General features: G+C 72.9%; 10 protein-coding genes. 2 read left to right on the top strand and 8 right to left on the bottom strand.

Features of this window, described 5'->3' with window-relative positions:
- The first annotated feature begins 72 nt into the window (after nt 1-72).
- Nucleotides 73-1629 (top strand): protein kinase, encoded by a 1557-nt coding sequence (locus ABGB21_RS24015; protein WP_347679677.1) that lies wholly within the window; start codon nt 73-75, stop codon nt 1627-1629.
- 38 nt (nt 1630-1667) lie between these two features.
- On the opposite strand, the gene ABGB21_RS24010 is transcribed toward ABGB21_RS24015, so the two are convergent.
- The 4 genes from ABGB21_RS24010 to ABGB21_RS23995 form a co-directional block, all read right to left on the bottom strand.
- Entirely contained in the window at nt 1668-2219 is a 552-nt protein-coding gene (locus tag ABGB21_RS24010; protein ID WP_347657753.1) for a DUF3558 family protein, read from the bottom strand.
- A 60-nt stretch (nt 2220-2279) separates the two neighbouring features.
- Nucleotides 2280-3854, bottom strand: a complete 1575-nt coding sequence (locus ABGB21_RS24005) for a hypothetical protein (protein WP_347679675.1) — start codon at nt 3852-3854, stop codon at nt 2280-2282.
- A 94-nt stretch (nt 3855-3948) separates the two neighbouring features.
- A complete protein-coding gene (locus ABGB21_RS24000; protein ID WP_347679673.1) occupies nt 3949-7143 on the bottom strand; it encodes a BTAD domain-containing putative transcriptional regulator in 3195 nt (1064 codons plus the stop codon).
- Nucleotides 7144-7176: 33 nt separating this feature from the next.
- The gene (locus ABGB21_RS23995) at nt 7177-8496 is read right to left on the bottom strand and encodes an MFS transporter (RefSeq protein ID WP_347657756.1); all 1320 of its coding nucleotides are present in this window, start codon (nt 8494-8496) and stop codon (nt 7177-7179) included.
- Nucleotides 8497-8545: 49 nt separating this feature from the next.
- Here ABGB21_RS23995 and ABGB21_RS23990 point away from each other — a divergent pair, with 49 nt between their 5' ends.
- Complete coding sequence (locus ABGB21_RS23990) at nt 8546-9160, top strand: CGNR zinc finger domain-containing protein (protein WP_347657757.1); 615 nt, start codon at nt 8546-8548, stop codon at nt 9158-9160.
- A 147-nt stretch (nt 9161-9307) separates the two neighbouring features.
- Here the strand turns inward: ABGB21_RS23990 and ABGB21_RS23985 are convergent, their stop codons facing one another.
- From ABGB21_RS23985 to ABGB21_RS23970, 4 genes are all read right to left on the bottom strand, one after another.
- On the bottom strand, nt 9308-9931 hold the full coding sequence (locus ABGB21_RS23985; RefSeq protein ID WP_347679671.1) for a hypothetical protein: 624 nt from the start codon (nt 9929-9931) through the stop codon (nt 9308-9310).
- Nucleotide 9932: 1 nt separating this feature from the next.
- Nucleotides 9933-11792, bottom strand: coding sequence for a M91 family zinc metallopeptidase (locus ABGB21_RS23980; protein WP_347679669.1), 1860 nt, complete (start codon nt 11790-11792; stop codon nt 9933-9935).
- A gap of 1 nt (nt 11793) precedes the next feature.
- Nucleotides 11794-12132, bottom strand: coding sequence for a hypothetical protein (locus ABGB21_RS23975; protein ID WP_347657760.1), 339 nt, complete (start codon nt 12130-12132; stop codon nt 11794-11796).
- A 96-nt stretch (nt 12133-12228) separates the two neighbouring features.
- A complete protein-coding gene (locus tag ABGB21_RS23970) occupies nt 12229-13551 on the bottom strand; it encodes a radical SAM protein (protein WP_347679667.1) in 1323 nt (440 codons plus the stop codon).
- Nucleotides 13552-13578 lie beyond the last annotated feature (27 nt).

The raw sequence follows: 13578 nt of genomic DNA, 5'->3' as shown, positions 1-13578 counted from the left end.
GGGGGCAACAAGCCGGTCACACCCCCGGCGTGTGGGCCGGCTGGGCCGATGCCGATTCGCCAGACTGTCGGGGTGGAAGCGCAGCAGGTGCTCGGCGGCCGTTACCGGCTGGAGGAGCAGCTCGGCCAGGGTGGCATGGCGGTGGTGTGGCGGGCCCGGGACGAGGTGCTGGGGCGGTCGGTGGCGGTGAAACTGCTCGCCGGCCCGCACGCCCGTGACCCGGTGTCCCGGCGGCGGATCCGGCACGAGGCGCGGGCCGCCGCCGCGCTCTCCCACCCGAACATCGCCCAGGTGTACGACTACGGCGAGTCGGTCACCGGTCTGACCTGCCTGCCGTACGTGGTGATGGAACTGGTGCCGGGCCCGACCCTCGAGCAGCGGATCGCCGCCGAGCCGGTGCCACCGAAGCTCGCCTTCCGGATCTGTGCCGAGGTGGCGGCGGCGCTGACCGCGGCGCACACCCAGGGCCTGGTGCACCGCGACATCAAACCCGGCAACGTCCTGCTGCCGCCATCCGGCGCCAAGGTCGTCGACTTCGGCATCGCCGCCGCGGTGAGCCCGGACAGCGAGGCGGCCGAGTGGGGTGACGAACTGCTCGGCACCCCGGGCTACCTGGCCCCGGAGCGGATCACCGGCGACGCGGTCGAGCCGGCCTCGGACGTCTACGGCGTCGGCCTGCTGCTCTACCGGCTGCTGACCGGAAAGCTGCCGTGGAGCACCGAGACCGCGACCGAGATGCTCCGGGCCCACGTGTACGTCGCCCCACCACCGCTGCCCGGGCTGCCCGGGGTGCCGGCCCGGGTGGTCGAGCTGTGCCACCGCTGCCTGGCGAAGGAGCCGGCGCAGCGGCCGACGGCACGTGAGGTCGCCGCCGTCCTCGCCCGGGCGGCCGGGGTCCGGGTCGTCCAGGACGAACCGGCGTACGCGGCCGCGTCGACGACCGCCGAGGGCGAACCGTCCACCGTGCTGGTGCCCCGCGCGGGGGGCGGCTCCGCCGGGGCCGGTCAGCCCCGGCGCCCACGCCCGATCGCCCTGGCCGGTACGGCGGCCGGGATGGCCGGGGTGCTCGTCGCCGGCCTGCTGCTCTGGCTCGCCGAACCCCTCGGTTTCCACCAGGGGCCCCGGGGTGGTCCGGTCCCGCCGGCGCCGCCCGGCCAGTCGACCAACCCCAGACTGCCGGAGACGACACCCCGGGTCGGTACGTCCCTGACCCCGCCGCCGGGCAGCGGACCGATGATCGCCGGCGGGTCCGAGGCCCGGTCCGGCCCGCCACTGCCGTCGTCGGGTGCGATGGGGCAACCCCCGGCCAGTCCGATCGACCTGGCCACCACCGCGCCGGAGACCGGGATTCCGGCGACTCCGGCGGAACCGTCGTCGCCAGAACCGTCACCGACGGTGGAACGGACGTTGGACTCCGCCGGTGGTTCGGTCCGGGCGTCCTGCACCGCCGACGGCGAGGCCCGGCTGCTGTCCTGGACAGCGACGTCGCCGTACCGGGTGGAGCAGGTCGAGCCAGGACCGGCCCGGTCGACGACGGTCACGTTCCGGCACGGCAACCGGACCGTCCGGATGACCGTCACCTGCCGCGACGGGGTGCCGACGGCGGCGGTGTCCAGCGCGTCGGACTGACCGGTGCGCCGACCCCGGGTACGGAGCCGGCACCTCCGTCAGAGCCGGCCGGCGACCGTCCGGGCGAGTTCCTCGAGCGGTTCGCGGTTCTCCTTCGGGTCGTTGAGCAGGGTCAACCGGAGCGCCACCCAGACGCCGCCCTTGTTGAGGAAGACCGCCCCGTCCTCGGCCCAGGCCTCGTCACCGATGCCGGTGAGCGGCCAGATCTCGTGGTCGAGTTCCCGTTCGATGTCGAGGAACTTCTTCGCCCCGTCTCCGACGAAGACCTCGACCTGGGCGGTCGGCCCGGTCACCGGGCCGGTCCAGGTGCAGGTCTCCCGGACCGGCACCGGGTCGTCCAGCGGGGTGCCGGCGAGCTTCTCCGCCTCCTCGTCGGTGACGAGTGCGCAGGGATCCACCTCGGCCGCGGGCGGCTGCGCCGGGGTCGGCTCCCCCGCCGGCTCGGCGGCGGCGGTCGCGGGCGGGCTGTCGTCGGCGACCGCCGGTGGGTCGTCGCCGGTCAGCCGGCCACAGCCGAGCGGCCCGACAACCACGAGTACGGCCACCGCCGCCAGCGCCAGGCGACCACGGACCCCGGTTCGAATGACCATCAACCTTCCTTTCACCCTGAGCCGATGCGACGCGACACGGCTCACGCTGAGCCGCACGGCTCATCCGAAGCCGACGCAGAGCGGCACGGCCGGCAACGTCTGGGCGGCCCGGTGGATGGGCCAGAGCCGTTCGCTCTCCAGCTCGAACTTGACCGTCTTGGGCAGCAACTTCCGCAGCGCCGCCGAGGCCGTGGAGGAGAGGTTCACGCCGGCACCGCCGCCCACCTTGGCGTTCAGGCTCGCCTGGACACACCGGGTCAACGGGGCGCCGAGCGCCGACCCGTTGGTGACGCCGATGTCGACCACGAGCTTGGCGTACAGGCCGGCGAAGGCGGCCGGGATGCCCAGCCCGAGCCCCATCTTCACCTCGACCGCGAAGGCGAGGCCGCTGGGCCCGATCGAGATCCCGGTGACCGAGTCCATGATGCTCTTCACCACCGAGAGCGTCGGTTTCCGCGGCGTGCCGTCGACCACGCCGAGGGTGCCGTTGACGGCCCACTCGCCGGCCGCCTGCACCGTGGTGTTCTTGCCGCTGAGGCCGGTGGCGACGATGAACTTCCAGGTGTTGCTGTAGACCAGCGGTTCGCCCGGGATCTGGAAGTTCATCTCGACCGGCACCTCGATCCGGACCTTCCGGTTGTCGTCGGCGCCGTTCGCGGCACCGGCGGAGATGTCGACCGAGATGCTCCTCACCCCGTCGACCGCGAACGTCGAGCTGCCCAGCGCCCCGTTCACGATCGACATGGCGCTGCGGATCCGGAGCTGGTCGACGTTCATCGCGAAGTCGATGTAGACCTTGAGGTTCTCGTTGGCGGCGTACCCGATCTTGAGGCCGAGCTTGCCCGGAACCCGGTACGGCTGTGCCTCCCACTCGCCGACGCTGACCGTGAAGTTCCGCTCCCGGGCCGGCGGCAACCGCCCGCCGGCCGCCGGGGCGAGCCGGACCGGATCCAGGGCGAGCACGGTCTCCGCCTCGTTGCCGCCGGACAACGCACGGGCCGGTCCGGCCTGCCCACGCTGCCGCCCGTCGGCGAAGCCCCCGACCGCCGGCGACATACCCGCGACCGTCGGCGCCACCGCTGCGACCCTCGAGCCACGGCCGGCGCTGGAGAGGCCAACCGGGGTGGTGGCGTCGGCCGGCGGCCGCTCCCCCGTCGGCGTGCTCACCGCACCCGGCAGCTCCGGGACCTCCTGGTAGACCAGGGCCGCGTCGTCGAGTACCCGGTCGGACCGGAAGTCCGCGTCCCGGAAGACCTCGGTGAGGGTCACCGGGGCGAGCGTCACCGCCAGGTCGTCGCCGGCCGGGCGGACCTGCACCACCCGGCCGATCGCGCGGCTGGTGGCGTACATGATCCGGCCCGGTCCGAGATCGTCGGCGCCCGGGGCGTTCCGGTCGATGGTCCAGGTCAGTCCATCGGCGCTGGCGGCCCGGATCGCGTCCGGTCCGCCTTCGACGAGGACCACGTCCGGCTGGTACGTCACCGAACCGTCGCGTACCGGTCCGTACCCGTAGGTGCGGGCGGACGCGCCCCCGGTGACCCCGGTACCGCGGTCGGACCGGATCCCGCACGATCCGACGCCGACCGTCACCAGCGCCACCGCGAGGAGCGCCGCGGACCGTCGCCAACCGGACATGAACCTTCCCTCCGTACTCACCGTCGGGCAGGGCTACCGTCCCGGCGCGCGGCCTGCCGTCGCGCCATCATCGTCGGTGATGTTCGGGGGTGTTTCAGGAATCGTTCAGGTCGCCGATCAGCGTGGACAGTCCGTCCGGGAACGCCGCCGGCTCGACCTCGATCTCCCGCATCCGCCCGAGGTACTCGCGGTACCGGCGGGCCGCCTCGCCGTGTCGGCCGGCCGCGGACAGGGCGCTGACCAGCCCGAGGTGGGCCGACTCGTCGTAGCCGTCCTCGGTGGTCAGCCGCAGGTACCAGCCGACGGCGGACTCCGGCCGCCCCACCCGCAGGCAGCGCCGGGCGAGTCGGCGGATCGCCTCGCGGTGCAGTTCGGCGAGCGCGGCGCGGGGCCGCTCGACCCAGTCTCCGGTCACCTCACCGTCGTCGCAGAAGTCCCCGGTGTAGAGCGCGACCACCGCCTCCAGCCGGGCCAGGATCTCGACCCCGCCCGGCGGTTCCCGGTCGCCCGACCGGTCGGCGCCACCGACCGCCGTCCGGGCCCCCGGCAGGGTGGTGCTGTCCGCCGCGATGACGGCCCGGGCGGCGTCGTGGAACCGGACGGTGTCCAGGGCCACGTGTTGGGAATTGATCCTTACCGTCGCCGGATCGGTGCCCAGGTAACGGTCGGCCGGATGTCGACGGTCCGGGTCGAGTACCCCGCGTACCGTCGAGACCAGCACCGACAGTCGGCGCAGCGCCACCTCCGTCGGCACCTCCGGCCAGAGCACCCCGGCGAGCGCGTCCCGGGCCAGCGGCCGGCCGAGCTGGCCGGCCAGCACCTTGACCAGTTCGCGGGCCTTCCGGGACTGCCACGCCGTGGTCGGCACCGGCACGCCGGCCAGCCGGACCGCGAAGTGTCCCAGGGTCTGCACCGCGACCTCGGGGACGGGCGCCGGCCCGATCGCCGCGAGCGGCCCGGCGACATGCCAGGCCCCCTCCCGTACACCGAGCCGGTGCAACCGGTCCGCGGCGACGTCCTCGGCCAGCCGGTCGCCGGTCAGCCGGGCCCGCAGCAGTGCGTTCGTGGCGAGTCCGACCTCGTTGCCGACGTCCGCCCAGATCGCCGCCGCCTCGACGAGCCCGGCCGGGGTACGACCCCGACCCGACCCGGGTCCGGCGTTGCCGTCCACCCCGGACCGGCCCGCCGCGAGCGCCACCAGCTCGATCGCCTCGGCCAGCCCGGCGGAGTCCCGGCGTCGTCCCGCCTCGGCGCGGGCCCGTTCGCCGTGCGCCAGCGCGGTCGTCGGATCGCCGGAGCAGAGCGCGACCCAGCCGGCGGCGAGTTCGGCGGCGGTCGGTCCACCGGCGCTGGGCAGGGTCAACGCCTGCCGGGCGTAGTCGGCCGCGACAGCCGGATCGTCGGCGTACCGGCTCCGGGCCAGTCCCGCGCACGCCTCCACCAGTGCCTGGGCGTTGCCGTCCGGTTCGGCCATCGACCATGCCGCCTGGTAGGCGGCCACCGCCCGGCTGGTCGAGCCGCAGACCAGGTGCACCCGCGCGGTCAGCAGCAGCCCGAAGGCCGCCAGCGGTGAGCCGTCCCGCTGCCACAGGCTGAGTGCCCGGTCGGAGTCGGCCCGGGCCGGGCCGAGTTCGCCCAGACCCAGCCACGCCTCGGCCCGGTTGTGCAGGGCCAGGGCGAGCAGCAGGCGTTCCCCGGTTCGCTCGGCGAGCATGATCGCGGAGCCGAGTTCCTCGGTCGCCGCGCGGTACCGTCCCTCCTCGACGAGTCGGGACCCGATGTTGGCCCTGATCCGCAGCTGCTGGACGACGTCGCCGGCCCGTTCCGCCGCGGCCAGCGCCCGGGCGTACGCGTGTTCGTTGCCGGCCCGGTCCCCCTCGCTGAACGCGACCAGCGCCCGGGCCACGTACGCCGCGGCGAGCGCGGCGTCGTCCCGGCTCTGCTCGGCGACCCGGACGGCCTCGTCGGCGAGTTGCCGGGTCCGCTCCCGGTCGCCCCGGGCCCACCGGGCGGCTGCCCAGCCGGCGAGGACCTGGGCCCGGTCGGACCGGGCGGGCGGCGGGGTGCCGTCGGTCGGATCGGATTCCAGCACGGTCCGTTCGAACAGCGCCTCGGCGGCGTCGAAGTCGCCCCGGCGGTGTAGTACCCCGCCGAGTCGCCAGGTCAGGGCGGCCGGCAGCCGGGTCCCGTCCGGTACCGCCGCCAGGTAGCGCAACGCCTCGTCGGGTCTGTCGTCCCGGATCGCCGAGTCGGCCAGGGTCACGTCGACCTCCGGGATTCCACTCGGTCCCGCGGACAGGATCCGGGTCGCCCGGAGCGCGGACCGGCCGTCCTCGGGCCGGACCGGATCGGTGGACCGGTCGGCGGCAGCGGACGGGGCCGGGTCGGCGAGGCTCCGCAGCGCCCATTCTCGGACCGGGCCGAGCCGCCCGTCCGGATCGGGACCGCCGGCGCGTACCGCCGCCAGTGTCCAGAGCGCCAGCAGGTCACGCTCGGTCAGCGCGGCGAGGTCGGCGGGATCCAGCCCGGGCAGCGACCCGCCGAGCTGGTGCCGATCCAGCATCGGGGCCGGCGCCCCGGGCCGGGCGCCGGTCACCAGCCGGGCGGCGGACGTGACGACCGCCGGCCACCCGCCGGACTCAATGGCGATCCGTTCGACGACCGGGTCGGTGCCGGCCCGCATGGCGGCCAGCGTCCGACGGGCCTCGGCCGGGGTCAGCGCGAGGTCGGCGGCGCCTATCTCGCCTAGTCGGCCGGCGGACCGTAGCGGCCCGACCGGAAACGGGGCCGGTTCCCGGCCGGCGAGGACCAGCACGAATCCTTCCGGCAGCCAGGTCGTGAGCACCCCGAGCAGTTCTGCGGCCGGTCCGGCGCCCAGCACCTGCAGGTCGTCCAGGACCAGCCGGACCGGACCGGTGGCGGCGGGCGCCGGCAGCGCGTCGAGCAGCCGGTCGGCGAGTTCGGCCGGGGTGGCCGGCCCGGTCGGGCCGCTGGGCACCGAGGGTGCCGCTCCCCCGGCGGTCACGGCCACCGGTCGCAGCGCCGCGACCAGCGCGGTGAGCAGCACCTGCGGGTCGCGGTCGGCCGGGACGAGGGTGTGCCAACCGGCCCGGCCCCGGGTCGCCCACTCCCGCAGCAGCGTGGTCTTGCCCGCGCCGGCGGGGGCGATGACGGTCACCAGCCGGCGACGGGCGAGTTGGTCGAGCCGCCGGAGCAGTCTCGGCCTGCCGGAGACGACCGGGCCGGGTCCCGCCCCGACATCCGGTGTCCACCCCCCACCGGTGGTCACGGGGACCAGGGTATCGCCGCCCGCCACCACTGATCATCGGGCGCCCGGCGCTTGAGGAACAGCACGGTGGTGATGGGTTTCGGCGTCACGGAGGGCCTGGGTGGTGACCCGGGAGGCGAGCAGGAACGCGGCGAGCACGAGTCCGAGGGCTGCGGCGATGAAGGGGGCGCGGATCCCGAGGCTGCGTCCGAGCAGGCCGCCGGCGAGGGCGCCGAGGGGGACGACACCCAGGACGACCAGGCGGTAGGCGGCGGTGACGCGGCCGAGGAGTTCGTCGGGTACTGCTGCTTGGCGCAGGGTGCTGACGACGATCTGGTTCAGCGAGGTGGCGATGGCAGCGCAGAACATGCCGGCAAGGGCGAGGGGTGTGTTGTGCCCCAGGCCGAGGATGGCGTAGCTGGCGGCGGGGGCGAGGGCGGCGAGCCAGGTGATGGGGCCGCCGCCGATGCGGGGCACGGCGTGTTCGGCGAGCAGGGAGCCGGCGATCGCGCCGGCGGCGGGAACGGCGATGAACAGGCCGTAATGCGCCACGGGCATTTGGTATGGGCCGGTGATCAGCAGGACGAGCAAACCGCCGGTGGCCGCGCCGAAAAAGTTGATTGCCGCCGAGATGAACGCGACTCGGCGCAGCAGATCGTGGCGCCAGAAGTGCGCCCATCCGGAGCGGATGTCCTGAGTGATGGTGGTCGGGGTCGAGCGGCGGCGCTCCTGTTCCTCGCTGGTCGGGCGCAGCGCGGGCAGCAGCAGAGCTGCAAGGCCGGCGAGGGCGAACGCGGCCGCGCCGGTGTAGAAGGCCGCTGATGCTGCCAGCGCGAACAACGCCGCGCCGGCAGGCGGACCGATGAAAGTGTTGATGACGGACTGGGTCGCGAACAACCGGCCGTTGGCGCGCTCGAGTTGCTTACGGGGTAGGAGACGGGGCGGGATGGTCAGGGCCGCGTTGTCGACCAGCGTCTCGGCGCAACCGGCCAGGAACACTGCGGCGTAGAGCAGTGCGACGTGGCGCCATTCGTTTGTCAGGGTCACGGCGAGCAGTGCGAACCCGGCCGCGCGCAGCCAGTTGCCAGCGGTGAGTATCCGACGTCTGTCCGTCCGGTCGGCTATCGCGCCGGCCGGGAGGGTGGCGACCAGCCAGGGCAGGAACTGCACCACCGTCATGCCCGCCACCACGAGCGGATCACGGGTCAGCGTGGCGACGAGCAGCGGCGCCGCGGCCTGCAGCAGCCCGTCGGCGAGGTTTGAGGACGCTTGGGACGCCCACAGGGCAGTGAACGATCTGCGTGGGGCGGCGGGAGGCACGATCAGTCTCCTGGCGGTGTTCTCATGAGTGATTGAACGATTGGGCATGAGCATGCCAGGAGTGGTGCCTCACATGCAATAATGCTTTTGACCATGAGAGGAGATGATGGTGAGGTTCGGCCACGTCGCGGGCGACCGCATGCTCGACCTGGTGAACACTGTTGACTGGCGCCTCGGCGGGTACGAACGCATTGAGCGGCTGAGGACCTTCTCCGATGTCGTCGACTGGTGCATCGAGTCCGACCTGATCACCGGAGACGAGGCCGTGGCTCTGCGCGATCTCGCTGGCGGGGACGACGCCCGGGCCGAACGGGAACGGCAACAAGTCATCAAGGCGCGCGAAAGGGTCTACGCAGCTCTCTTCGAGGACGACCGCGAGGCCGCCGCAGACCTCGCGGACATGTACCGGGCGGCGATCGCCGCAGCCGACCTGGTCCGTGCGGGCGACCGCTGGCAATGGCGGGACCGGGAAACCGACCTCCGCCTGCCCCGCAATCGCATCGTCCGCGGGCTCGTGGCCCTCACCCAGCGCGACGACCTCGACCGCCTCCACCAGTGCGAAGACGTCAAGTGCGGCTGGGTTTATCTCGACACATCACCGCGGCGGAACCGCCGCTGGTGCAACACGAAGGACTGCGGAGACCGCAACCGCGCCCGCGCCTACTACGCCCGACAGAAGGCGAAAAGCCACCAGCCCCGATCCGACCACCGCCTGTGATCGTGGACTCGCGACGCCCCAGACTCAATCAACGTCCCCGGTCAGTACAACCAAGGACGCACTGCGTCATAGCGTCCGCAAGGGTGAGGGGACACTCCACTGGCCTGGTCGCGGCACTCGTTCACTGAATTCGTTGTGAACCGACATTCACAGTGGGAACGGTTCGGCGCAGACGAGCTGCTGTGCCCGGGCGACGCTGGCCCGGTGCGGATAACTCGCTCGCTCGTCGGTGTCGCCGCTGGCCGCCGGGATCGGCGGCACCGCGTCCCGGCGGGCGACCCCGACGCAGAAGACGGCCCGGTCGGCCCGCTCCGGCGGCCGGGCCGCGCTGTCGTACGGCTGTCGGGCGGTCAGTGGCAGCGGGATCCGGAGCGCCTCGCCGAGGCTCGCCCCGGGCGCCAGGACCGCGCCCCGGACGACGAAGTCGACGGCCATCCCGACCCCCTCCGGCGGGGCGAAGACCCGTTTGGCCAGCTCGACGGTGGTGTCGTCCCGGGCGGTCGCGTAGACGGCGTTCGGGTCGACGACCGGACTGTCGTGGGTCTCCTCGGCCGGGACGCCGGAGAAGACGACGAGCTCGCCGCCGCTCCGGTTGACCAGCGTGTAGTCGATCCGGAGCAGGTCGGGCTCGCGCGCGGTGGTGACGGTCAGGCCGACGTCGAGCGTCGGGGCGGTCGGTTCGGTGCCCCGGTCGCAGCCGGCGGCGCCCAGCAGGGCCGCGACGGCGCCGAGCGCGGCGGCGAGCCGCCGCCGTGGTACGGGAAGGTTCACCTCAGTACCTCGGTCGGGCCGGCGCGCCCATCTCGTCCCGGAGCCCGTTCTCGGTGTATTCGAACGGCTGGTTCGGGTCGATGATGTTCGGCGTGTTCGGGTTGTTGTCGTGGTCGATCGGCAACCCGGCCGCGGCCCGCTCACCGTTCGGTACGCCGGGGTTGTCCGGCCCCTGGTACTCGGTACGGTCGAGCCCGCTGTACTCGTAGTCGTAGACGTGCGACATCTCGTGGTAGAGCACCACCACCGGCGGTCCGTCGTAGAGCGTGTCGAACCGGGGGTTGTAGTCGATCGTCGGGTGCTGCGACCAGGTCTTGCCGAACGTGGTGTCGTTGCGGTTGGCGTACCCGTTCTCGTCGGTGGTCTCCCGGATGGTGAAGGTGTCGCCCTGGTAGGCGATGCCGCCGAGCAGCGGCCAGTCGGCGGCCGGCGCCTTGGTGTTCTCGTGCGCCTGGTCGAGGGCCTCCAGCATCATCTGTCCCCGGGGCGAGGCGCGGAGCATGTCCAGGTCGGCCTGGACCCGTTCCTTGAACTCGTCGGAGCCCTCGATGGTGATGTGCTTGCCGATGTCCTTCAGCTCGACGGTGACCACCTTCTCGGTGCCCTCGGTGCGGTCGTCGCGCTGGCCGTAGACGGTGTCGCCGGCGGAGCCGCCGTCGACCCGGTCGGTGCCGTGGCCGGTGTAGACCCGGTCGGCGCCGCCGCCTCCCCGGATCACGTCGGCGTCCCGACCGCCGGAGATCATGTCGTCGCCGGCGCCGCCGTCGATGTTGTCGTTCCCGGTGCCACCCTCCAGGTAGTCACGTCCCTCGCCGCCGGAGATCCGGTCGGTGCCGGAGAGCCCGTAGACGGTGTCGTCGCCGTGCCCGCCGGAGAGGACGTCGTCGCCCCGGTAGCCGTCGAGGTAGTCCCGGGCGGCGCCGCCGCTGACCCGGTCGTCGCCGGCCCCGGACTCGATGCGGTCCTGCCCGTCGTTGCCGAGGATGACGTCCCGGCCGTCGCCGGCGTGGATCCGGTCGTTGCCCTCGCCGCCGATCAGGGCCAGGTCGACCCGGGTGCCGCTGGGTACGGTGATCTCGTCGTTGCCCTCACCGGTCCGCATCACGATGTGCGCGTCGGCCGGGTAGCGCATGGTGGTGCCGTTGATGGTGACGATCTGTTCACCGGTCTTCGGGTCGACGGTGATGCTGACCTTGTCGTCCCCGGTACCGGTGTTGATCACCACGTCGTCGCCGACCCGGATGACCGTGGTGCCGGCGCTCGCCTCCGGCGGCAGCGTCCAGCCGTCGCTGTAGCCCTCGACCACCGTGGTCCAGGACCGACTGACCGAGGTGAGCCCGGCCCGGGCCTTCTCCAGTGCGCCGATGCAACGGGACAGTTCGCCGTTGTAGTGCCGGTGGGCCTCCTGGGCCTCACCGATCGCCGCCCGTACGGCCTTCTCGTCGTCGGCGTCGCGCGGCTGGAAGGTGACGGTGTCACCGCCGACCGTGGTCGGGACCTTGCCGCTGATCTCCGTCAACAGCTGGCTGAGCATCGACTGGCCCCGGGTGAGCCACCCGGCCACGTCGTCCAGCACCCCGGCGACGGCCTTGGCCGCGTCGGCGGTCTCCTCCACGTCGTCGCCGAGCTTGACCCGGTGCGCGTGGTAGGTGTCGGAGGTGTCGCCCTTCCAGGCGTCGCCGCGCAGCTTGGCGGCCTGGTCGTCGACGCTCTCCCGGGCGGCCAGCGCCTTGCCGGCGTATCCCCGCCAGGCGTTCGCCGCCGCGGTGACCGCGCCGGGGTCGGCGCGCAGGTCCCAGAGGTTGCCGACGCTGATCGCGGGGCGGGGTGCCGCGCCGCCCGGTTCCGGTGGTAGGGCCATCTCAGATCACCGCCTGGCCGGGCCGACCGCCGGCGCGCCGGGCCCGCGCCGCGGCCGCCTGGTCCGCCTGCTGGTACGCGAAGGCGACCCGGTAGAGCCGGTCGACGTCCCCCTCGTAGACCGCGACCAGGCGGTTGACCGCGGTGTCACCGTCCTCGGCGGCGGCGACGTGCGACCGGTGCACGCCCTGCCCGGCGGACAGGACGCCGAACGCCGCCTCCGGCACCGAGAGTGCCGGTTGCGCCGCCCGCCACCCGTCGCCGAGCGCGATCGACGCGTCGAGGGTGGTGCCGGCGAGTTTCACCAATTCGGACGGTTCCGCACGCACCTCATCAGCCACGCGCAAGATCCTAACGCCGTCGGACAAGCCGGCCGCACTGTCGACTCAGCGCGGCCGGATGCTCACTCCGCCGCGACGGTCTCCGCGGCCGGATGCTCACTCCGCCGCGACGGTCTCGGCGGCCGGCAGGGTGTCCATGAAGGAGCTGACCGAGAAGACCGCGTTGCCGGCTCCGGGCGGCCCGTAGCCGGGCGGGCTGCTCAGCCCGTTCGCCTCCATCGTCGCCCGGTACGCCTCCAGCAGCCGGATGTGGTACTCCAGCGGGGCGCCCTGCGGGTTGGTCCGGCCGAGCGGCGTGGTCGGCTCCGGGCACCAGGTGGTGAACCGGGGCGTGATCCCCCGGGACATGAAGAACTGCAGTCCCTCGGTGGTCGACTCGATCGCCTCGTCCACCGTCCGGAACCCGAACGGCTCGGCCATCTCGACCCCGGCGACGAAGTTCGGGATCACGTTGCGGGGCCCGAAGATCTCGGCGGAGTCGAGGATCCGGCGGTGCCACTCCTCGCGGCCGACGTACCGCTCCTTGCCGGGGCAGTAGAGCTCGAAGAGGCGCTTGTCCCACACCTCGTAGTTCGGGTGGTAGATCCGGATGCCGTAGTCGTGGAACCGCTGCACGTCCTCCCGGGGCAGGGCCTGGGCGACGACCTTGCCGATCCACCGGCCCGGGAACCGCTCCTCGATCGCCTTGGCGTACCGGCCGTAGAAGTCGGCCTCGCCGAGCCCGTCGACCTTGGAGGTGACACTGCCGCCGGTGAGGGTGTACGCCTTCGACGCGCCGGTGGTGTCGTACCGGTCGATGATCTCCATCGCCTCGAGCACCTCGTCCACCGGCTTCACCCCGGTGTACGGCCGGCCGGCCGCCTTGTGCTGGCGCCAGTTGTGGTTGATGTCGCAGTACTGGCACTCATCCTTGGCGCCGAAGTACTGGCAGACCCGGAAAACGGTCAGGTAGATCAGGTAGCCCCACTGGATGGTCGGGGCGACCTCCATCACCGACTTGCCGTTGGTCAGGGTGTGCCGGTAGTACTCCGGCATCGGCGGCAGCCCGACGTCGGCGATCGGCCGGCCGTCCAGGTGCAGCCGGAGCACCCCGTCGCCGGTGTCGGCGACCCGGTACGGCGAGTCCGGGTTGACCCGGACCGAGACGACGGTGCGTCGCAGCTCGTACGGGCCGCCGGTGAGGACGATCTCCTCTGGGGGCCGCCGCAGCGCCGCCGTACCCAGCTCGGGCAGGGTCCGGTGGTCGAACGAGAAGATGAAGTACGACTTCGGCTTGACCTCGCCGCCCTCGTTGTCGGTGAGTGCCGAGTCGTCGAACGCCACCCCGCCCCGGAGCAGGTCCTCCTTGATGACCGCTTCACGGGGAATGTGCGGGAAGCGCCCCATGAGGTCCTCGACGAGATCAGTGCGGGTCTGCACGCGCTTCCTCCGGTCCGCTGTGACGCT

It is taken from the genome of Plantactinospora sp. B24E8, from assembly GCF_039871735.1.
Taxonomy (GTDB): Bacteria; Actinomycetota; Actinomycetes; order Mycobacteriales; family Micromonosporaceae; genus Plantactinospora.
Note: the sequence above shows the minus strand (reverse complement) of the source record. Positions and strands in the feature narration are given on the sequence as shown.